This window comes from Arenibacter certesii DSM 19833 (assembly GCF_000429545.1).
Classification (GTDB): Bacteria; Bacteroidota; Bacteroidia; order Flavobacteriales; family Flavobacteriaceae; genus Arenibacter; species Arenibacter certesii.
Genome location: NZ_AUCB01000013.1, coordinates 40919 through 62445, shown reverse-complemented (window position 1 = coordinate 62445; position 21527 = coordinate 40919). Strand labels below are relative to the sequence as shown.

Sequence of the window (21527 nt, the reverse complement as noted above, 5' to 3'; positions counted from 1 at the left end):
AACTATAGGAACTAAAGAAAATAAGGAGCTCTAACAAGTCTAATCCGTTGGAAGGAAACTTGGTAGAAGAAATTAAAATTATGGAAGTAATTTCAACCGCTTATATCCCTACGGCAAGATCCGCTAGTCCTTTAGCATCTACAATGGCTATTTTTTTGCCAGAAGCTTTAATAAGGCCTAACTTTTTAAATTCAGAGATAATCCTGATCGCTGATTCGGTTGCTGTTCCTACCACATTAGCAATATCTTCTCTAGAAAGGGTAAGGGCTAAATAGCCTTTATCATCAACTCCAAAATTATCTTCTAGGTAAATAAAAGCTTCGGCAACCCTTTGTTTTACCGTTTTCTGGGACATATTTACGATAACGTCATCTGCCTCTTTTAAATCGTGTGCCATATGTCGTAATACCTCAACGGCAAAATTAGGATTACTATTTAATGTATCTACAATAGCATCTTTAGGAATAAAACAGACCTCCATATCATTTACAGCAGTAGCGCTAAGGTTGGCTACTTCCTCGGAAATTACAGATCGCTGCCCCAATACAGCCCCTTTGGTTGCCAATTTCACAATTTGATCTTTCCCATTGGAGCTCAATTTAGAAAGCTTGGAAACCCCGCCACGAACGCAAAATACTCCGTTTAGCTTTTCTCCTTCTTCAAAGATTATTTCTCCTTTTTTAAGTATTTTGGTCGTTTTAGTATCCGAGACTCTTTTTAATTCCTCCTTGCTCATAGCACGCAGGGAATTAAACTGGCGAATAATACAATTTTCACATCTGCTCATATGCACTAAGTTTTAACCTGACATTGCAAAATTAAAGTTTATAAAATAGGATGAACTGACAATTGTCATGTTTTGAAAAGATCATGGCAACCATCTTTGCAGATGCGTATAAAGTAAATATGATATGGATGTGCTAACTTGTTACCATTGTGGTGATGTTTGTGGAAATACTACAATAAACTATGATGAAAGAAGTTTTTGCTGTAATGGCTGTAAAACCGTCTATGAGATATTCTCTAGCAATGATCTATCCTATTATTACGACTTACAATCGGCCGCAGGGTCTACTCCCAACGAAATTGAGGGGAAGTTCGACTTTCTGGAATCCGAAAAAATACAGGAAAAATTCATCGAGTTTAGCGACAATGGCCTTCAAATTGTAAACTTACAGATTCCGCATATCCATTGCAGCTCTTGTATTTGGATTTTAGAAAACCTTAATAAGTTATCCCCAGGAATTTCAAGCTCTCAGGTAGACTTCCCAGAAAAAACAGTGAGGATCAATTATAATTCGGATAAAACCTCGTTAAAAGACCTTGTAATTCTATTGGCTAGGATTGGGTATGAGCCCTATATTTCCCTAAAGGATTTTGATAATGATAAAAAGGGAAAAGATAGAAGTTTAATCTACAAATTAGGAATAGCAGGCTTTGCTTTTGGTAATGTCATGTTCCTTTCCTTTCCCGAATATTTTGATGTAGGGGAGTACTGGTTGGAACAGTTTAAGGTGGTCTTTAGATGGGTAATGTTCGCATTTTCGCTGCCCGTAGTTTTTTACTCCGGACAAGACTTTTTTATTTCCGCATATAAAGGACTGCGGTCTAGGTATTTAAATCTTGATGTTCCTATAGCCTTAGGGATTCTTGTACTTTTTATTAGGAGCACCGTTGAAATTATTTTTGATTGGGGTTCTGGATTTTTCGACAGCCTTACCGGCTTGGTGTTTTTCTTACTCTTAGGTAAGTTCTTTCAACAAAAAACTTATTCCTACCTCTCTTTTGAGCGCGATTATAAGTCCTATTTCCCTATTGCTATTACTAGGATCTCTAAGGACAATAAAGAAGAAAACGTACAGGTCTATGATATAGAAAAAGGGGACCGACTCCTTATACGCAGCGGGGAGATCATCCCTGTTGATGCTATATTGATTAGTGAAAATGCAAAAATAGATTATAGTTTTGTTACTGGAGAGTCCGAGCCGGTACTTAAAAATTCTGGGGATAAAATTTTTGCCGGAGGAAAACAATTGGGCAGTGCCATAGAACTTGAAACGGTAAAATCTGTTTCACAAAGTTACCTCACCCAATTGTGGAGCAATGCTGTTTTCCAAGACGACAGGTCCAACAGCTTTAAAACTATGACAGACGGCATTGGCAAGCGATTTACTATTGCTGTTTTGACTATTGCTTTTGTTTCTTCTATAATTTGGATGTTTTTAGACCCTAGTAAAGTAATAAATGTATTTACTGCGGTACTTATTATAGCGTGTCCCTGTGCCATTGCTTTAGCAGCCCCATTTACTTTAGGGAATATGCTGCGATTATTCGGACGCCATAAGTTTTACTTAAAGGATAGTAACACCATAGAAAAACTGGCACAGATAGACACTGGAATTTTTGATAAAACGGGAACCATTACCACCGCCGCTGACAGTAAGGTAGAATACGAAGGAATGGAGCTCACCTTAGAAGAAGAGTCCCTCTTAAAAAACACACTACGCTCCTCTAACCATCCTTTGAGCAGAAAGCTATATGAACTTTTGGCAGACCACGATATAATTACCTTGGCGGAGTATGAGGAGCAACTAGGTCACGGTATAACAGGGGGTACGGCCGAGAACAAAATAAGGGTAGGATCTGCAACATTTGTAGGCAATTCACAGCCCAATCCTACGGAAAAAACTGCTGTACATATCAGCTCCAACGATGAGTACAAAGGGCGATACATCTTTCAGAACCATTATAGGGACGGGGTAAAAGAAATATTCCAGGATATGTCCTCCGATCTGGAGCTGGCCCTACTTTCTGGAGACAACGATGGGGAAAAAGCCACCCTTAACAAATTATTGCCACAAGGGACAGCAATGTACTTTAACCAGAAACCGGAAAATAAGTTAGCTTTTATAAGCGAATTACAGGAACAGAATAAAAAGGTTTTAATGGTTGGCGATGGCCTGAACGATGCGGGAGCATTGGCACAAGCCGAAGTAGGAATAGCAATATCGGAGAATGTAAATGTATTTTCCCCAGCCTGCGATGGTATTTTGGATGCTAAGAATTTTAAATACCTGTATCAATATATCCTTGCCTCAAGGAAAGCCATTAAAATAATTAAACTGAGTTTCTTACTTTCCTTGATGTATAATGTGATAGGACTATATTTTGCTGTTACTGGTCAGTTACAACCCGTTATTGCAGCTATTCTAATGCCATTGAGCTCTATTAGCATTGTAGCGTTTACTACAATAGCTACCAATCTATTGGGGAGAAAATTAGATAGTTAAACATCATATTATATCGAGACAGGTTTACTTATCAAAATAAAGGGTTAATTTTCTTTCTCCCTTGCCATCTTCTGGTAGTATAACTAACCAAGCTGCGTCTGAATAATTAATTTTTTCTATCTCCACATCGCCCCATTCCTCTAGTGCTTCCCTGTTTAATTTGGATAGGGAGGGAATAAAGACCATAGTCCCTGCATTACTTTTTTTAGCTTCTTTCCAGACCATATTAAACTGCTGGGAATCAAAATCATTTCCATAACTAATCAATTCCCCATTTACATACGCTGGGTATGCGCGGACAAGAATTTGCTTAAAATATTCCAAATTCTCCGTCCCTGGATCATAGCTCCAATAAGCATTACCAAAGAGGTGTTTTTCAATTAATTGCACTGCATTTTTTGCTGTAGGAATAACACTTATAGAATTTCCGTAAAAAGCACCCCACTCCCCCAACCAGACCGGCATTTTTAATTGCTCACCTTTTTTAGCAATCTGATTATAGATATAAGAGACTCGTTCATTTGATGCTGTAGCTACAGCCTCTGTATCTGTTACAAGATCATATCCATGAGGGGCATAGGCTACCAATGGATCTGGTCTACCATCGGGTAAGGTTGTTCTCTCTATACTACTTGCCACTCCCGTATTACTATAATAGCTATGTTCCAGAAATAAAATATTGTTCCTATCTACTTCCCGAATCGCCTGGGCAACCTTCTGATACATCTTTTGCAAGTGATTGGTTTCAAATTCCCTGTTGAGTTTATAAAGCTGACTAAAAACAAAATCGTAGTTTTCCTCGTTAGAGATTAATTTTAGCGCCTCCATTCTTTGCTTTTCATCTGCCCACATAGCTGCTAATTGCTCTTCCTCTAAAATCTCTCCTGTATGTGAATAATATAACTCACCAAAGGCCTTAAGCAAAGTTCTAGTAGATTCTATAGCACTAGATCCTGGAAAGGGCTCGTTCATAATATCGTATCCAATCACCGTAGCGTTATCTGCATACCTAGTGGCAATATGTTTCCACAAGGCGGCATAATGATCTTGAAGTCCAATCCCATCACTTGCAGGTTTGTTGAGCCAAAAATTATCGAAAGCTGTTTGTACGGCCTCGCTCATCATATAAGCGTCACTCCAAATAGCACCTGTAGTATGTGGTTTCCCCTCGTCTAAAGTAGCCCATTCAGGAGCGCCATCGGCATATTTTACACTAAATAGATCCTGATGCATATCTAGTACAACAAAAAGATTATTCTTTTCTGCAAGTGCAATGCGCTGATCTATTTCTTTTAAATATTCTTCATTATAGACCCCTGGTTCTGGCTCTAATCGATCCCAAATAATAATAAACCGAATACAGTTTACTCCCCATTTAGATAAATTCTCGTACAGTTCTGGCCCACTCTGAAAGATATACCCCTCATTCTTATTTTTACTAACAATATTTATTCCGTTTAAAATAACCTCCCTTCCACTTTCATCTACAAACCGATTACCGATAATTGTAATTGACTTTGGCAAATTGGATTGATTAGTCATCCGAGAATTACCTTTGCTTTTGCATGTTATAAATAAAATCCCGAGCAACAATATCACTACTGGGACAATCCGAATCCTACTATTTATCTTCATTAAAATTAACTCTAGATTTCAATTAATTTATTACACTACCAACACTAACCCTTGGTTCTTCTTTTACTTAAAAAACTATTTCCCCACATTAAATTTTACAACCATCGACAATTTAGGACTCACTACAATAATCAAAGGGCGATAAAAATCACCCTTTGAACTCAAATTAAACAACTCAAAAAAAACTAACTTTCTAAAGAAACTATAACATTCACAAAAAAAAAAGAGCATATAGCCATGCACGCTTCTTCTTACAGAATATTATCAACTAATCTTAACTTTTCAATAATACATTGTAAACTATATTAGTTGTTATAACAGATTCTAATATCTATGGCACAATTTCACGAAATACAACAAATTCGGTGTTGTTTGGCATATTTTCGGAAAAGGTTTCTTAATATTCCTATCAAATCGTTATTTTCACCAAAGACAGCAACATCTATTTATGAGCTTTGGAAATTTTATTTTACCCATTGTATTGGTCGTATTCTTTTTAGGGAATAAGGCGTCTTCACAGATTGTTAATTACAATACAAAAGATGGTTTAGCTTTTAATAACGTAGATCATATAAGTGAAGATGATGAAGGGCTTATCTATATTTCCACTGGAGAAGGTTTAAATGTTTTTGATGGGAGCCAGTTTACCCTATTTAATTTGCACAATACCGACGGCTTTAGCAATAAGATCTCACAAACTTTATTTTTAAAAAAAGGACTGATATTGATCGGCACCCGAGATATGGGACTTTTTTTATTGGATAAACTGAAAAATAAGATAGTCCCCTTAGTTGTCAAGAAAGTGGATTTTGAATCCTTAATTGGTATTAACTCCTTATTTCTAGATAGCAATGATATAGTATGGGTAGGTAGTGAGAATGGAACGTTATTTTCTTTTCCCCTTACGGATATCGATTCAAATACTTCTGATTATGAGTTGACGGATGCAGAAGTTCTTACCACTTTGTCGGGAGCAATTCATACTATTCTAGAAGTGGGAAACACCATGTTAATTGGCATAGAAGACTCAAAGATATTTAGAATCCGAAAATCAAACCACAATTACATTATAGATGATCCTATTGAGGTAGAGGGAGCTTCTAGGATAACAAGCTTAGCTATTGACAAAGACATCTTGTTTTTAGGAACGGACAAAGGACTTTATAAAGTGCAAAATTTCTCCTTGAAAGAAAACAAAACAGTATACTCCCTTACCAATACTTGGAAATTAGACCAGACTGAGATACGCTCCCTTACTCCTTACAAAAATACCATTTGGGTAGGTACGGAAGGACAAGGTATTTATAATTTGTCCATAGATGGCAAAGAGCTGGAGCATTTCCAATATGAACAGAACAAACGCAACAATTTAAACTCCGATTATGTACTTACTACCTTTATAGACAGCAATAATAATCTTTGGATTGGCACTTGGTTTGGAGGAATGAATGTTATTGATTTAAGCGAAAAAAACTATTCGGTTATCTATGATGAGGAAAATGAGAAGAATCTCTTCTCTAATATAATTTGGGCAACAGCCCTATTACCCGACGGCAGAGTTTTTATTGGCACACATGGCAATGGACTGGGAGAGCACACCACAGGCCAAAAAAACTTTAAATCGATAGTTAATAATGAAGCTATACGATCTATCTCCTCCCTTTATTATGATCCCATCAGCAAACTATTGCTTATTGGAACTTGGGGCAATGGAATTAAAATGTTCGACCCTGAAACACATAAACTTGTACCCAACATATATGACTTAAGCCTATTAAACCAGGATCGTATTTCCAGCATTACCCGCGGTCCAGCAGGTAATTTATGGATAGGTAGCTTAGACAACGGACTTTTTCAACTCCAAAAAGACAAAACCCAGCTACAAAAAATAAAATTGCCCAATGAAACTGCTACATCCTCTACCGATATAAAAAGCTTGAAAAGCGATAATTTAAACAACCTATTATGGGCAGGATCATTCAAAAACGGACTTTTTTCATTAAAACTTGATGAGAACGGCAACATCGGGAACATAAAACAATATGAAACTTTTGCTACCAATAGTGATAAGATTTATGTAGAGAATCTATTCCTACATAATAACGGAGATTTATGGGTTTTATGTAGAAATGGCATCGGAATAGTAAAACCTAACGGAGTTCCAAAGCGGCACCCTTTAATTGATGGTTGTGTGGTTACAGGAATAGCGGAGGATGCCTCTAACAACCTATGGGTTGGCACCAGAAAAGGGATATTTAAACTAGATCCAGAGGTGGTAACGGCTACTTATACCCTTTCTCAATATTCTTGTTTTAATGTATTGTACAATCCTTTGGATAATACAATTTTGACCGGTACAGATGATGGATTGCTCAAAATAAAACCCGCCGAACCTTTACGTCTTCCTCCTTTCCCAACCCTAATGCTATCGGAACTGAATGTCTTAAATCAGACCATAACCCCTCAAAAAGAATTTAATGGCAAGGTAATTTTGCCCCAAAATCTAAATTACTTAGACACTATTATATTACCCCATGATAGTCAGTCTTTTTCCATCGACCTAAACGCCCTAACTTATACTGGAAAGAAGAAAGTACGATTACAACATCGACTTAACAAATTTGAGATGGAGTGGAGAGAATCTACGGGTATATCCAACACCGCCAATTACACCAATGTGCCTTCGGGTAACTATGAGTTAGAGGTTCGAGTAGGACATGAACATCTGGGTTGGAATCCACAATCCCGAAAACTAACCATCATCAAATTAAAGCCTTGGTGGACTTCACCACTAGCATATTTGGCCTACGCTTTATTACTACTACTTATTCTCTATATTATTTTAAAAGAGGTAAAAGCACGGATTAGAATAAATCAGGCATTGAAAATCGAAAAAATAAAACAAGAGGGAATTCACGAGCTCTACCAACAGAAGCTTTCCATCTTCACTAATGTATCACATGATCTACGCACCCCATTAACCCTCATTATGGGTCCTCTAGAAGAGATGCTTTCTAGCAGTGAGATAAATCAGAAGTTTCATAAAAAACTATTGCGAATGCACAAAAATGGGCAGATGTTATTAAATCTTGTAAATCAGATCTTAAATTTTAGACAGGCAGAGAGCAACATGATGGATTTGGAGTTAGAGCAAATTGATCTAAATGCATTTGTAGAAAATACATGTTCCCAATTTCAAGAATTAGCCGAAACCAATAAATTAGATTTTGAAGTATGCTGTCCGGAAGAAAAATTGATACTGGTGGCAGATTCTATTAAACTGGAATCTATCCTGATTAATTTAATCTCTAATGCCATAAAGTTTACACCAAAATATGGAGAGGTATCGGTACACGTATATAATGATGACGACTATATTTCCATTAGTGTGTTGGACACAGGCATTGGTATACCTAAAGACGATTTGGAGTCTATCTTTTCCCAGTTCTATAGATCCAGGAATAGTGAAGACTTACAAGGGAACGGAATTGGCACAACCCTAGTTAAAAAATACACAGAAATACACAACGGAAAGATTGAGGTGCACAGCGTAGAAAATGAAGGGACGGAATTTATTGTTCACTTCCCTATAATTCGAGAATGCTCTAATTATCCGCATCATATTATCCAAACCAATCCAGAATTTAGCACAGAAAACTCCCCTAAAAATGATACCTCATCCGTAAATTCTAAAGACTATTCTGTATTAATAATTGACGACAGTGAGGATATTAGAGAATATTTAAAAGAAATTTTGGAGGACGAATATAAGGTATATACTGCAGACAATGGCAAAGAAGGGCTATCTATTATCCAAAACAAAATGCCAGACCTGGTTATTACCGATATAATGATGAAAGGTATTACGGGAACAGAAGTGTGTTCACAGATTAAATCCAATGTAAATACCTCTCACATTCCCGTAATATTGTTGACCGCTAAAACATCTATGAATTCTAAAATTGAAGGTTTTGAGAAAGGTGCCGATGCCTATATAGAGAAACCTTTTAACAGTAAGCTATTACTAACACGAGTTAAGAAAATAATAGAGAAAAAGGAGAGTATAAGAAAGAAAATGCTAGAATCGGACACGCTATTAGGGGAGGCCCAGCCACAATCTGTAGACGAACGGTTTATTGAAAAAATCATTGGGCTAATAGAGTCTAATATTTCAGATTCGGAATTCTCGGTGCAAAGCCTTATAGAGAATATGGATATGAGTCAAGATCAACTTTATAGAAAAATAAAGGCACTCACCGGACTGTCCATTAACCATTTCATACGTTTAGTGCGATTAAAAAAAGCCGCACGATTACTTGCCAGTGGAGATTATACCGTTAGCGAAGTCTTGTTTAAAGTTGGGTTTAACAATCCATCCTATTTTACACGTTGCTTTAAAGCGGAATTTGGAGTACTCCCTAGAGATTACTGTCCAACCACAGCTCCAACTATGGCAAAAAAGGATTTAAATTAAGAGAAAATTAATGCTAGACACCAATTTAACTTATACTTTCTAAGAGTTCAGCATTAAATCCGTTGTACGAGGATATACAAATAGAGGAAGCAGAATTATCCAAGTGGCGAATCTGCTTCTCATGTTAATAATAAGAGCATTTAATATTTTATAATTTTCAATGGCCCATTGTTAATACCAACAACAATTCCTCTAGCTGTTCCCAGTTTTATGGACTTCATTTCTTTAACATCATAGGGCAGACTTAAACCGCTTTCTAGCATTGGAATGGTCGTAAAACCACATTTTCCATCTCCTTTTAAAAGTAGTCCGATCCCCGCATCGTTACGCGGGGTTTCAACCTCCGAACCATACATATTCCCTGCCAGGATAAGATCTAAATTCCCATCGCTATCTACATCGGCAATTATAATATCATTAATACTGGATACCTGCGCCTTTATAGGTAATTCATGAATTCTAAAATTTCCTTTTCCCAAGTTCTCTAGCACAATACTTTGGAACATATGAGCCTTATACTCAAGAGATTTACTCAATTGTTCTTCTCCATAAACTTCGCTAAGCGACGCGGAGGCAAAGGTATCGTAATTAGGAAATATTTTCTTTAATCCAGGGATTTGTTGGGAAGAGCAAGATCTACCTCTTAATGGATAGTGCTCCCCGTAATTATAGTACCCAAAAACAATATCATTTTTTCCATTTTGATCAAAATCGCCGTAATTAACAGTGAACGGTTCATCTGGATTGGCTTTATATTTATAATTGAGCCCCAGATTTCCCATAACATAATCATCATCCCCATCTCCATCTAAATCAGCAGCTTGAACACTGAACCACCATCCCGTAGTATTTTGAAGAGAGGTTGGTAAGGCAACTTTCTTAAAAATCCCTTCTTTATTTTCAATTAATGTTATTGGCATCCACTCCCCGACCACTATAAGATCTAGATCCCCATCATGGTCATAATCTGTCCAAGAAGCATCCGTTACCATACCCAAGTCAATTAGGTCATTAATTACAACTTTCTCAAACTTAAGTTGTCCAGTTTCCTTCCAAGTATTTTTTAATAGGTAACTTTCAGTTGGCTCCGGATAATGACCAGGCACTTGTCTGCCACCAACAAATAGATCCATATCGCCATCATTGTCATAATCGGCCATAATTACTCTAGCGCCACTAGCAGTTAATTTAGGTAAAGCAGATTTTAATAAGGAAAAAATTCCGTTGCCATCATTAATATATAATCGGTCCTGATATAGGTCAATTCCCTTATCGTATTCATTACCACCGCTCACTACATACAAATCCATATCCCCATCCATATCTACATCTATAAATTGGGCTCCCATATCTTCATGAAAAGGATAACCAGCAAAGGTCTCCGACCCTGTTTTGGTAAATGTTCCATTCTTATTTTGAAGGAAGATACTTCCGCTATGCCCTACTGCCCCGCCGACAAAAAAATCCTCCAAACCGTCTCCATTCACATCACCTACTGCGAGTCCGGGACCAAAGGCAGACATTTTATGTGGCAATAAGACCTCTACTTCAAAATCATTATAGTTATTTTCCTGATGCACGAAATCTATACCGACTTCCTTGGAAACCTCTTTAAAAAAATGATTTTTAGTAATTTTTGTCTTATTTACTGGTGTTATTTTTAATTTTTCCCGATCGAGGATAAGGGTTTGATTTGGTTTAATTTTATGTATTACTGAACTTGCTCCATCATACCAAGAAATCACCAAACTATCTATTTTCTTAGCAGTTCCCAATCCAAAATGAACAAGGCTTTCACTGCTGGAATAAAACCCTCTAGCACTTGTTAACTCCCCTATCTGAATGCCTCCATCATAATAGATACTGGCTCTAGTACCAAAGAAGCTTTTGTGCTTATTTCCGTCTGTAAATTTTATATTGAGGTAATTGTTTTTCGATAATTTATTGGAATTGTTTTCATAGATAAAGGCTAAATCATCCACATTGTTCACCACTAGATCCAAATCCCCATCGTTATCCAGATCCCCATAAGCGGCGCCAGAAGAAAATGAAGGTTGGTCTATTCCCCACTCATTGGCGACTTTTGCAAAATTTAATCCACCCATGTTTTTAAATGCATAGTTGGGAATTTTTTCTGAGGGAAAAAAAGCCAAAATACTATCCAACGATACCAACTCTCTAAGCTGGGCTAAGTTAGCTGAAACATGCTCAATTTGGTGCTTAGCTGCAACCCTAGCCAAATAAGCATCAATATTTTTAAGGGCATCTGTATTCCTAATATCTTTTTTAATGCCGTTAGTAACAAATAAATCTTTAAAACCATTATTATCAAAATCAGCAAATAGTGCAGACCAACTCCAATCTGTATTAGACATCCCCGCCAATTGACCAATTTCACTAAAACGTAGATTTCCATCTGCATCGGCACCATTATTCAACTGCAGGGTATTGAACATATATTGATAATGCCCACCAAGATTTACAATGTTCCAGAACTCTTGGGGATTCATCCCCCCCATATTTGCTTTAAGCCTATAGTTGTCCTCTGCTACCATATCAACCACAGCTAGGTCTAACAACCCATCATTATTAATATCCCCAACATCTGCACCCATACTAAAAAATGAAATGTGCTTTAAGTATTCGTTGGCCTTATTGGTAAAGGTTCCGTCTCCATTGTTTATATAGAAGAAATCTGGCCCTTCATAGTCATTGGCTACATAGAGATCTGGCCATTGATCATTATTAAAGTCGCCCACCACAGCACTGAGGCCGTAACCCACATTCTCTAGCCCTACTGCTGCTGTAATATCCTTAAAACCTGCTCCCGTATTCTCTAAGAACCTATAGGTTAGCTCAGGACTAAGCCAGTTCCTACCTTTAAGCGGAGATAATAAGGAAGGGTTTGGCGGCTGATTTATCAGAAATAGGTCGAAATCCCCATCTTTATCAAAATCAAAGAAATTAGCATGAATCGCTCTAAAAGGATCGTTTAAATTATATTCCCGTGCCGATTCTGTGAACGTTAAGTCACCGTTATTAATGTATAGTTCATTTATTCTCAGTTCTGGATTATCATCAAACAAGTTCTTGCTTACATAAATGTCCTTATAGCCATCCCCATTTACATCAACCATATTTACCCCCATAGACCATCCACCTCTATCTAATATTCCGGCTGATTTGGTAATGTCCTTAAACTGCATATTACCAAGATTTAAATACAACCTATCCGCTGCTTGATTGCCGGCAAAATAAATATCCGGCAAGCCATCATTATTAATATCCTCTATTGCTACACCAGCACCATTATAAAACAATTCATAAATAAGAGCATTGGCCTCGTGGGTATCTGTAACCGTATTATTAAAATCTATACCAGTTCTAGAACTGGGTAGTAATGAAAATAGTTTTTCTGCTCCTTCCTTCTTATGAGGGGATTGGGCATAAACAAAATGAATTCCAAAGGAGAAAAGAGCGAATCCAAAGGCAATGTATATCCACTTTCTATTGTTCCTCATGCGCGGTTGATTTTCCATTTATTTTAACCCATTCCATTTCGCCATTATTAACAGCACTTATTATCATTTTATTACCAGATGTGTTTATCCGCTTTAGTTTCTGAACGTCGCCCGTTAGAAACATGCCACTTTCGGTAGGTAATAACGGAGTAAACTCACCTTTGCCATCCCCTTTTAGAAAGATACCCACACCAGCATCGTTTCTTGTAGTTTCTATTTCTACGGGATACATATTACCCGCCATTAGAATATCCTTATTACCATCCCCATCAAAATCTTCCAGAAGAATAGCATCCACATTAGAAATCTGCGCTTCCTTGGGTAGCACTTTCATACTAAACTTTCCATTCCCTTTATTTTCAAAATAGGCACTGCCAAATGTTTTCGCAGAATAGTGCAATGCTGTCTGCAAATTATCCTCCCCGTATACCTCTGTTAAATTGGCAGACGCAAAAACATCATAGCTCTGGAACCGCTTCGCAATCATAGGTATTTGTTCTGCGGAACAAGACCTACCCCGGAGCGGGAACTGCTCCCCAAAATTGTAATAACTAAGTACAATATCTTTAGAACCATTTTCATCAAAATCACTGTAATGTACCTCAAAAGGGGTTTCCTCGCTAGCTTTGTATTTATAGTTTAGTCCCAAATTACCGGCAACAAGATCTATATCCCCATCATTATCCATATCTGCTGCTTCCAAACTATACCACCATCCCACGGTATCTTGCATTCCTAGGGAGCCCGTTACATTTATAAATTTATCCCCCGTATTTTTAATAAAAGTAATAGGCATCCATTCACCGGTAAGAACAAGATCTGTATTACCATCTCCATCAAAATCCATCCACACTGCATCGGTAACCATACCTATATCCAATAAGTCTTTGGCCACATTGCGAGTTACATCTTTAAAGGACCCTTTTTTGTTTTGCAATATCCTGCTACTTACTGGAGAGGGGTAGTCCCAAGGCATATGTCGTCCACCCACAAATAGGTCTAAATATCCGTCATTATCATAATCAAAGGCACGCACCACTGATCCGCTTTCTGTAAAATAGGGTAGTTTATTTTTAGTAAGTTCAAAACTCCCCTTTCCATCATTAATGTATAGTCTGTCTTGGTAATAATGGGAGTTGGGTTCCCATTCATTTCCACCGCTCACTACATAAAGGTCTAAATCCCCATCATTGTCCATATCAAAAAACATGGCATCCAAATCCTCATATCTAGCAGCATCCTTCCAAGTCTTACTATCTGTTTTTACAAATTCCCCTACCTGATTTTGCAAGAATAAAACAGGTTCAAAACCAGCAGCACCCCCAATAAACACATCCTCCAGACCATCTCCATTCACATCGCCGACCGTTAAAGCAGGACCATACTGGGACTGTTTATGCGGCAACAGTACCTGGAGGTCAAATTCATTAAATTTATTCTCTATATGTTTAAACTCAATACCCTCAATTGAACTAAACAATAAATCCTTCTTAGTGGGAGGATCAGGGATTAGCTGATTAGCATCGCCTATATCAATAGTAAGAAACTGATTTGGCACCACATCGGTATAGAAACTAACTTGCCTATTGGGCCAAGTTACCTTTAAGGTATCAATAGTTTTATTTTCGGAGAATCCGAAATGGGCAATTTGTTCACTAGTAGAATACATTCCCCGTACACTGGTAAATTCATACAGCTGTTTTAAATTCCCTTGAACCGATTCCACTCTTGCTCCTAAAATTGGAGTATTTTTTTCTGTATCTGTTAAATTGATCCTTAGGTAATTTTGACCTTTATTTTTCTCACTATTATTACGATAAATAAATGCCAGATCGTTTACGTTATTCACTACTAGATCCAAATCTCCATCATTATCTAAATCTACGTAGGCACAACCAGCGGAGAACGATTTCTGTGATAAGCCCCACTCTTCAGACATTTTATCGAAAATCATTCCGTCCTTATTTTTAAAGGCATAATTAGACAATCTAACGGATGGGATGTGATCTAGGGCTTCATCGAGATCAAGAATATCCCAAATGGAAACATCTCCTGCATTGGGATTGTTTTTAACAAAGTCATTAGCGGTCTTGGTAATATAATTGCCCACTGCCTTATCTGAATCCGTATTCCTTATATCGCGTAAAAGGCCATTAGTTACATAAATATCTTTTAATCCATCGTTGTCAAAATCGGCTATTACATTAGACCAGCTCCAATCGGTACTGGACACGCCGGCCATTTGTGCTATATCACTAAATTGGGGTACCCCAGAAAATACTCCCTGATTTAACTGCAAGGTGTTATACATATATTGGTAATGTCCTCCATTGTTTACTATATTCCAAAAGGAATCTGGGTTCATTCCGCTCATATTGGATTTTATGCGAAAATTATCCTCAGCTACCATATCAACCACCATAAGATCTAGGAGCCCATCGTTATTAATATCCGCAGCATCGACTCCCATACTAAAATAGGAAATATGCTTTAAAGAGGCATCTATGGTATTGGTAAAGGTTCCATCGGCATTATTTATAAAAAGGACATCTGGAGGACCAAAATCATGAGCAATGTAAATATCTGGCCAACCATCATTATTAGCGTCCAAAATGGAAACACTATTGGCATTGCCCAGCTTTAAGATTCCTGCTTCTATGGTAACATCGGTAAAACTTTTGTTCCCATTATTTCTATACAGTCTAGGAGCAAATCTTTCTTGATTACGATCTACATCGTACATTTCAGAATAGTTTCCAGGATTGGGAGGGTGATTTAGAAGAAATATATCTAACAGGCCATCTTTATTATAATCTAAGAAAGTAGCATGTCTTGTTCTTTCACTGTTATCCAGACCATACTCGGCAGCAGATTCTTTAAAGCTTATTTTACGATCGGGGTTCTCTTTAGTGGTATTTATAAATAGTTTGTTCCTTCTAATCTCGGGGTTGCCATCATACAGTTCCCGGGTCACATAAATATCGGGCCAACCATCATTATTAATATCTCCAACGATAACACCAGAAGACCAGCCGCCATTATCTTCAATACCTGCAGCTTGGGTAATATCCTCAAATTGCATAGCCCCATTATTTTGGTATAACCGATCACTCACCAAGTTTCCTGCAAAATAAATATCTTGAAATCCATCCTTATTAAAATCACCTATTCCGACTCCTGCACCCCCGTAAAAATTAGAGTAAATAAGAATATTACTTTCCTTGGTATCCTTTATGGTATTTTGAAAAGTTATACCCGTATAAGAAGCATCTAAAAGCGTAAACAACTTCTCTTCCTGAGCATTAGATTGTTGGGTTAGAAATAGCAGTATGGTTAGTATATATAACCAAGAATGGGTGGTTGATTCATTAGTCTTCATCATAATAAACCTAATAAATAAAAATACAACAAAGGAGGGTTTCCCCTCCTTTATTAAATTAATTTAAAATAAACATAGTAATGTGATAAGAGTATAGATACTATTGTTTATCCCACCATACTCGGGTAGTATAGGTGTTTGGCCCTTGATTGGCTATTGCTGCATTTACATTTTCTGCATTAATCGTAAATTCTACCAAAGGATATTTCATTCTTCTTGCAATAGTTCCTCCTGTAGCATTTCCTGGATAATTTACTGGTGTTAACACAGGATATTCTACTCGCCTCCAATTTGAATATGCTTCCAGAGGATTTAAAAAAGTAGCCGCCCAATATTGCTCACCAATCATTTCCATCCCGTTGGCTTCATCAAAAGGATTCGCAGCTAAATATGCATCAACTTCTGCCGTCGTAGGTGCATCTACACCATAAAAACTCCAGTTTGCCATGGCAGCATGTACACCTTTATTGTAGTGTACTTCCGCATCTCCAGTATACCATCCTCTTAAGGCAGCCTCTGCCAACATTAATTCCACTTCAGCATAGGTAATATACATTGATGGTGAATCGCGTTGCACCAAGTCTTGGTTAACCTGTGAGTAGTCTAAAAGGTCTCCTCCAGCAGGCCCATCCGTTATGAGCGTGGAAGGGTCTAATCCATTAGGCAGTCCCTGATGAGGGGCACCTGACTCTACCCAAGATAAAAGTTCTAATCTAGGGTCGTCATTTTCTTGCATCCAGCCGACGAAAGTATCACTTAATCTCATGAACTTATCTACCACAAATGAATAACCAATTGGACTTTCAACCCCACCTTCTTCATGTTCAATTTTTGCCAAGTCATCTAATTGGGTCATAACACCACCTGCGATGGCTTTCTTCACCCAAGTTTCAGAAGAAGAAGGATCTGCCTTAGACATTCTAAGTCCTAATCTTAGCATTAGGGAGTACGACAATTTTTTCCATTTTGTAAGATCGCCATTATAAATAACATCCTGACTACCTGGGCTTTCAGCAGATGCAGTCAATTGCATTGCAGCAGTTTCCAATTCATTTAACATACTTGCATATATATCTTGCTGGCGGTCGTATGCCGGGAACCAAGTATTGGTTAAATATCCTTGGCCAGCTTCGGAGTAGGGAATATCCCCATAAAGATCGGTTACCTTATGGAAAGAGATGACCTTCATAATGCGTCCGATAGCGTTGTAATTCACTGCTGTAGGATCTTCAGCACTACGTGTCACAAAGTCAATTACATCTTTGGCTTCATTTACCCAATATTCATCAAATACTGCATAGCTATAATCGATGAAATCTATGTACTTATCCCCTGGCAAAAGATTGGTCGCAATATTAACGTCGGCCAACTGTTGAACGGAGGAGGATGCCCATCCTAGACCTACTCTACGCATTTCATATTGTGCACCAGCTGCTTTTAATTGTATATCAGTGAGCTGAAGCCCAAGAGGCAAGTCTGCAATTGCATTTGGATTCTCATTCAATTCTGCTAGATCGTCTGCACAAGATATGAAGGAGATAGCCGAAATTGCAACAAAAAAACAAGCAATCTTTATGTTGATTTTATTTATTTTCATAATACTATTTTTTAATTAATTACTAAAAAGTAAGGTTCACGTTAACTCCAAATGAACTAGACTGTGGCATAGCAAAGAAATCTAATCCCTGAGCGTTGCCTGAAGTATAACTAGACTCTGGATCAATATTATCAACGTTAGAGTGAATCAACCAAAGGTTTCTTCCTACTAGGGATACGTTGGCCTTACTAATGAAAGTCTTTGCCAATATTTTTGATGGTATATGATAGCCAAGCGTTATTTCCCTTAATTTTATAAAACTAGCATCATAAATAAACTCCTCTGCAATGTCATTATATATTTTCTCATAATAATCTCTAATGCCGCTTGCAGGTATCACCCCAATTCCATTTTCACGACCTACCAAGGTGTTCTTATGAATACCTCTTCGGTAAAATTGTGCCATGGTTCCACTGTGTCCTACAGCTCCATCCTTCATATCCAATAAAAAGCCTAATGTGAAATCCTTGTATCTAAAATTATTCTGCAATCCTGCATTAAAAGGATGAACGCCAGTACCAAAAGCCACCGTACCTGCATCTACATCTACTTGTGGCAATCCGTTATCATCTAGGTCTATTTCTCCATTTGCATCTCTAAGGTAAGTGGTTCCCGTTATTTGTCCAAAAGGCTTTCCTTCTATATGGGTTACCCAAGCGTGCCTGGCTCTACTTAGTCCAATATTAAAACGCTCTTCATCATTCTCCGGATCTACCAGACTAACCACTTTACTCACATTATAACTCATATTAAATGAAACATCCCATTTAAAATCTTGAGTCATAACTGGAGTACCTGTTAGCAACAATTCTACTCCTTTATTGGTAAGTTCACCAACATTCACCACGGTAGACCAATATCCAGAGGTATAAGAAATACCTGCATTTAATATATCATCTTCAGTTTTCTTATCATAGTAAGAGAAGTCTATTCCTAATCTATTTTTCAAAAACTGCATGTTAAATCCTAGTTCTAATTCCGTTACCAATAATGGATTAAGATTAGCATTTCTTACTGAGCCACCGCTTATAGAGCCACGAGGAACTCCAAGTTGCGCTCTACCTAGACTATAATTCTGATTTAAGGAATACGCTCCAATGTCACCTACACTACCAACCTGTGCCCAAGAGGTCCTAACCTTTAAAAAGTCGATTGCCTCTGGCAAGGTTAACACATCCGATAACACTGCACTTAATCCCACTGAAGGATAAAAAACATCTCTACCATCCAATACAGAGAACCAGTCATTTCTTGCAGATCCTGTTAAAAACAACCAATTATCATATGAAATCTCTGCTTGCCCATAAACTGAATGAGAGCCTAGTTTTGAATAAGAACTACCCCCTCCATTATTAATACCATTTGCGATAGAATAGAAAAATGGCAATGCAAAATTATTTCCAGATGCAGAGGTTCCATCTTCCTGCAGTCTCATTTTATTAGCCCCAGCCAAGAAGTCATAGCCAATTCCATTGTCAAATTCGTGACGGGAACCTATCATGATATCAAAGTTGGACTGTTGGTATTTATATTGACCCTGGCTCATACCACCATCTACATTATGTCCTGTTCCGGTAGGGTTAACACTTTCGGTTATTCGATCAGATTGATCAATACCAGCTCTACCTTTTATATAAGCCCAATCATTTAATTCATATTGTAAGGAAGCACTTGCTATCAGACGATTCTTGGAATCCTTATCAGTTTGCTGATATGTTGCCCAATAAGGATTCTGATTCCAAATAGAGCTTTGGGGTAATAATTCATAACCTTTTTGTCCCATTGTAGCCCCATATAGATTAGTTGCATCTTCAGGATTTGCTCCTAATCTATTAGGGTCTCCCTTTAAATCTAGCACATTTACGGTAACTGGAAGCTGCCAAACTGTGTAGTGAGCATTACCAGGGGAATCGGCCAATTGAGACCTGTTTTTCACATCCTGTAAAATATACTGTGCACTCGATTGAAAAGAAAGTTTATCATTTAAAGCCTTACCATGCAGATTAGCACTATAGGTCTGTCTTTTCATTCCTGAATTAGGAAGAATACTCTCGTTTTCCATATTGGAAGCAGAAAATCTATACCCTATATCTGCAGAACCTCCACTTAACGCAACCGTATTTGTGGCTGTACTTCCGGTTCTATAAAATCTATCGAAATTATCACCAGCATAAGAATAGGGTCTACTTACCCCATCAAATTGTACTACGCTAGACCCGTCTAATTTAGCCCCCCATGAAAACTCCCCTGCATCCCAAGCTTCTGATTGTGTAGTAGGTTTCTGGCCCTTAAGCCCAGATCCATATTCTTTTTGAAGATCTAAATGATTAATTGCACTTTCCATTACGAAGTTAGAATTCACTTCTACCTGTAGTCCTTGATTGGTTTTTCCTCTTTTGGTGGTTATAAGAATAACCCCATTGGAAGCCTGAGACCCATAAAGGGCTGCAGCCGAATTCCCTTTTAAAACGGACATGGATTCTATATCGTCTGGGTTGATATTTCCAATACCATCCCCACCATCTTGTCCGCCCCATTCACCAGCAGAACCCCTGTTTGTGTTATCGATAGGAATACCGTCTATAACATACAATGGTTGGTTGTTTCCAGTTAAGGAGGAGTTTCCACGAATTAAAACTCGTGATGTTCCTGCAGGTCCAGATGCCGTTCTGGAAACATTGACCCCCGCTACTTTACCAGCCAAACTATTCGCTATGTTTGTTTCCCTTGCCTCGGTAAACTCGTCCCCTCCAACTTTTGAAACTGAATATGCCAAGGATCTTTTTGATCTCTCAATACCTAAGGCCGTAACTACTACCTCATCTAAAGTATTCGCAGATTCTTTTAAAATAACATCGATTTCTGTTCTTCCTGCAATAGCAATCGTTTGGGTCTGATAACCTATAAAAGATATAGTTAGTTTTGTGGCATTTTCTGGTACAGCAATGCTGTAGTTACCATCAAAATCGGATGTTGTACCAATTAATGTACCTTCTACCAAAACGGTGGCACCCGGCATTGGCACATTGTTTTCATCCAGAATAGTACCTGTAACAATATTATCCTGAATAATGCCCGCCATTAGACTTTTATCTGTCTTAGGCTCATTAATAACGTTCGCTTGCATCATACTTGCAGACAGCACAAATAAGAAAAGTGCAAAGCACGTTGGCAGTTGTTGATTTTTAGGCCTTTTAAATAAAAAAAGCCTAAACTTTCTAAGTTTTCGCATACGTGGTTGGTTTTAATTGATTTTTAGTGAAATCTTATTACGCTCCTTAAGAATAGTTGACGCTCTAGTATACCCTTTTATTGCCATAATTCTTGGAAAGAACGGAACATGAAATGATCATAAGCAATATTACCTATTAGCAAAGCACTCCTGTTAGAACAGAATCAAAAAAGTATAACATAATTTCGAGGCCCTAACACAGTTTCAATGGGGTTTGACACAGATTCGGAATCCTATGGAAGTAGTACTGTATTACGATAGCCTCCAATGCACACTACTTAACCACTTAAAATTTAGTGGTTCAAAGTGGTTAAAATTAGATGTAATTTTTTTGTTTAAACGGTGTTGTTTCAATCTTTAAAACAACAAATACCTTAACAATACCCGTATGTATATCAA

8 protein-coding genes are annotated in these 21527 nt (G+C 37.7%); 2 read left to right on the top strand and 6 right to left on the bottom strand.

Translation table 11 applies throughout. The features are described from left to right. Window positions 1-100: 100 nt before the first annotated feature. Window positions 101-787 (bottom strand): Crp/Fnr family transcriptional regulator, encoded by a 687-nt coding sequence (locus G466_RS0108200; protein WP_026813237.1) that lies wholly within the window; start codon window positions 785-787, stop codon window positions 101-103. A gap of 124 nt (window positions 788-911) precedes the next feature. Between G466_RS0108200 and G466_RS0108195 the strand changes: the two genes are divergently transcribed. Continuing rightward, the gene (locus G466_RS0108195) at window positions 912-3290 is read left to right on the top strand and encodes a heavy metal translocating P-type ATPase (protein WP_026813236.1); all 2379 of its coding nucleotides are present in this window, start codon (window positions 912-914) and stop codon (window positions 3288-3290) included. Between the two features lie 24 nt (window positions 3291-3314). On the opposite strand, the gene G466_RS21640 is transcribed toward G466_RS0108195, so the two are convergent. Then, window positions 3315-4814 (bottom strand): glycoside hydrolase family 5 protein, encoded by a 1500-nt coding sequence (locus G466_RS21640; RefSeq protein ID WP_169720745.1) that lies wholly within the window; start codon window positions 4812-4814, stop codon window positions 3315-3317. A gap of 559 nt (window positions 4815-5373) precedes the next feature. Between G466_RS21640 and G466_RS0108185 the strand changes: the two genes are divergently transcribed. After that, on the top strand, window positions 5374-9399 hold the full coding sequence (locus tag G466_RS0108185) for a hybrid sensor histidine kinase/response regulator transcription factor (protein WP_026813235.1): 4026 nt from the start codon (window positions 5374-5376) through the stop codon (window positions 9397-9399). Between the two features lie 140 nt (window positions 9400-9539). Here the strand turns inward: G466_RS0108185 and G466_RS0108180 are convergent, their stop codons facing one another. From G466_RS0108180 to G466_RS0108165, 4 genes are all read right to left on the bottom strand, one after another. Then, window positions 9540-12920: a VCBS repeat-containing protein gene (locus G466_RS0108180; protein WP_051315572.1), complete on the bottom strand. Its 3381-nt coding sequence runs from the start codon at window positions 12918-12920 to the stop codon at window positions 9540-9542. Then, on the bottom strand, window positions 12907-16302 hold the full coding sequence (locus G466_RS0108175) for a VCBS repeat-containing protein (protein WP_229797187.1): 3396 nt from the start codon (window positions 16300-16302) through the stop codon (window positions 12907-12909). The genes G466_RS0108180 and G466_RS0108175 overlap by 14 nt, the downstream gene beginning before the upstream one ends. Window positions 16303-16399: 97 nt before the next feature. Beyond that, window positions 16400-17896, bottom strand: coding sequence for a SusD/RagB family nutrient-binding outer membrane lipoprotein (locus tag G466_RS0108170; protein WP_051315571.1), 1497 nt, complete (start codon window positions 17894-17896; stop codon window positions 16400-16402). 22 nt (window positions 17897-17918) lie between these two features. Next, a complete protein-coding gene (locus G466_RS0108165; RefSeq protein ID WP_084418772.1) occupies window positions 17919-21128 on the bottom strand; it encodes a SusC/RagA family TonB-linked outer membrane protein in 3210 nt (1069 codons plus the stop codon). Between the last annotated feature and the right edge of the window lie 399 nt (window positions 21129-21527).

Coding starts and splice junctions, on each gene's coding strand:
- G466_RS0108200 (WP_026813237.1), bottom strand. CDS start 787: ATGAGCAGATGTGAAAATTGTATTATTCGCCAGTTTAATTCCCTGCGT.
- G466_RS0108195 (WP_026813236.1), top strand. CDS start 912: ATGGATGTGCTAACTTGTTACCATTGTGGTGATGTTTGTGGAAATACT.
- G466_RS0108185 (WP_026813235.1), top strand. CDS start 5,374: ATGAGCTTTGGAAATTTTATTTTACCCATTGTATTGGTCGTATTCTTT.
- G466_RS0108180 (WP_051315572.1), bottom strand. CDS start 12,920: ATGAGGAACAATAGAAAGTGGATATACATTGCCTTTGGATTCGCTCTT.
- G466_RS0108175 (WP_229797187.1), bottom strand. CDS start 16,302: ATGATGAAGACTAATGAATCAACCACCCATTCTTGGTTATATATACTA.
- G466_RS0108170 (WP_051315571.1), bottom strand. CDS start 17,896: ATGAAAATAAATAAAATCAACATAAAGATTGCTTGTTTTTTTGTTGCA.
- G466_RS0108165 (WP_084418772.1), bottom strand. CDS start 21,128: ATGCGAAAACTTAGAAAGTTTAGGCTTTTTTTATTTAAAAGGCCTAAA.